We start from the raw sequence: 2,430 nt of genomic DNA on the forward strand, positions 1-2,430 counted from the left end.
CGGTAGCTTTCGACATTCATCTCGAAGATCGTTGCGTGATGAACAAGCCGATCGACCGCGGCGAGGGTCATGGCGGGATCCGGAAAGACCCTGTTCCATTCTCCAAAGGGCTGATTGGCGGTGATCATGATGGAGCGCCGCTCATATCTTGCGCAGATGAGTTCGAAGAGCACGCTCGTTTCGGCCTGGTCCTTGGTGACGTAAGCCAGGTCGTCGAGGACGAGCAGATCGAACTTGTCGAGCTTTGCGATGGCGGATTCGAGCTGGAGCTCCCGCCGCGCGACCTGAAGCTTCTGGACGAGATCGGTCGTGCGGGTGAACAGCACGCGCCAGCCGTTCTCGATCAGGGCGAGGCCGATGGCCGCGGCGAGATGGCTCTTTCCGCCGCCGGGCGGGCCAAACAACAGGATGTTGGCGCCCTTTGCGAGCCAGCTGTCGCCGGCGGCGATCGCCATCACCTGGGCCTTGGAGACCATCGGCACGGCGTCGAAGGCGAAGCTGTCGAGGGTCTTCCCGGGCGGCAGGTGCGCCTCGGCGAGGTGGCGTTCGATCCGGCGGTGCGCCCGCTCGGCCAGCTCATGCTCGGCGATGGCCGAGAGGAACCGGGCGGCGGGCCATCCCTCTCTGTCGGCCTGTTCGGCGAACTGCGGCCAGAGCGTCTTGATTGTCGGCAGCCGGAGCTCGTTGAGCATGATGCCGAGGCGTGCTTCATCTATTGTGTGGATGCTCTTCATGCGACCTCTCCCGCATAGGCCGTCCCGATCAGGGCTTCATAGCCATTGAGCGAAGCGAGTTGCACATGAACAGTCGGCAACCGGGCCGGATCCGGGCCGAAGAGCGCTCTCAGGGCGGCCAGATCAGGCAGTTCGCCGGCGTTGAGCGTTCTGGCAAGCTCCTCAGCCAGTTCACGTTCGCAGCCACGATCATGAGCCAGCGCCAACAGTTCGACGGCAATCTTGCAAGCCTGTTTGTCGGGCAGTTGCTCGATGAGAACGTCGAAGGCTCTACGATATTCCAGCCGGGGAAAGAGCTTGTCGCGATAGACGAGACCCCGGAGCGCCATCGGCTTCTTGCGCAGGGAATGAATGACGTGCCGGTAATTGACGACCTGGTCGTGCCGGCCGTCGGCATGGCCGCGTCCTCGGGGCAACGTCATCAGATGCGTCCCGCCGATGAAGACCTCGAGGCGATCGTCGAACAGCCGGACGCGAAGCCGATGTCCGATCAGGCGGGAAGGCACAGTGTAGAAGACCTTGCGCAAGGTGAAGCCGCCGGTGCGCGACACCGTGACGACCACCTCTTCGAAGTCGGTGGTGCGGCGGTCGGGAAGTTCCTGCAAATGCGGGCGCTCAGCGTCAATGCGCTTGCCATGTGCGGCATTGCGGCGGCTGACGATCTCATCGATGAAGGCGCGGTAGGAGCCGAGATCGTCGAAGTCCCTGGTGCCGCGCATCAGTAGCGCATCGCGGACCGCGTTCTTGAGATGGCCGTGGGAGCTTTCGATCGAGCCGTTCTCGTGCGCGACGCCCTTGTTGTTGCGCGTCGCCGTCATGCGATAATGGCCGCACAGTTCCTCGTAGCGATGCGTCAGATCGACCTTGGCGTCGGCATCGAGATTACGGAAGGCGGCCGACAAGCTGTCGCTGCGATGATAGAGCGGCGAACCGCCGACCGACCACAGCGCGTTCTGCAGGCCCTCTGCCAGAGCGACGAAGCTTTCGCCGCCAAGGATGACATGGGCGTGCTCGAAGCCCGACCAGACCAGCCGGAAGTGATAGAGCAGATGGTCGAGCGGCTGGCCGGCGATCGTCACGCCGAGGCTGCCCATGTCGGTAAAATCCGACAGTCCCAACCGACCGGGTTCGTGCGTCTGACGGAAGATCACTTCCTGCTCCTGACCGTGAACAGCCCGCCATGATCGGATACGCCGCTCAAGCGTGCGGCGAATACCTTCGGACAGTTCCGGATGACGCCGCAGCATCTCATTGTAAACGGCGACCGCACGGATGCCGGGAGCGGCCTTGAGGAGCGGAACAACCTCAGCATCGAAGATATGCTCAAGAGGATCGGGGCGACGCCGGTCGCGCGGCGGCCTGCTCTGCGATGGAAGACGCGCTTCCTTCTCGATGCGGTAAGCTGTCGCCCGGCTGATCGACGCCTTGGCGGCGGAGACCTCGATGGAATTGTTTTGTCGGTACTTCATAAAAAGCCTCGTCTGATGATCGGTTACATGGCGACCCGGCACAAAGGTGATTCTCCAGTCTCAGAAAATCACCCACGCTACCGGGCCAACCGCGATCATGAGACGCCGAAAAATTACGCCGCGGCGGGAGTGCAACTCCGGTCGGGCTACGCCCTCCCTTCGTCACACCCCCGCCGCCGAGTCTCATCCTGATTGACGCTGAGTCTCACCTTGATTGTCGCCGCGCA

Annotated in this window: 2 protein-coding genes; both read right to left on the reverse strand. The window is 62.7% G+C overall.

Annotated features, from left to right (window positions below):
* On the reverse strand, nt 1–734 hold a 734-nt coding region (istB, locus tag AC0L3D_RS36375), incomplete at its 3' end, for an IS21-like element helper ATPase IstB (RefSeq protein ID WP_473647496.1).
* On the reverse strand, nt 731–2,245 hold the full coding sequence (gene istA / locus AC0L3D_RS36380) for an IS21 family transposase (RefSeq protein WP_473647497.1): 1,515 nt from the start codon (nt 2,243–2,245) through the stop codon (nt 731–733). The genes istB and istA, both read right to left, overlap by 4 nt.
* Nucleotides 2,246–2,430: the final 185 nt, after the last annotated feature.

It is taken from the genome of Mesorhizobium sp. WSM4837, from assembly GCF_055811435.1.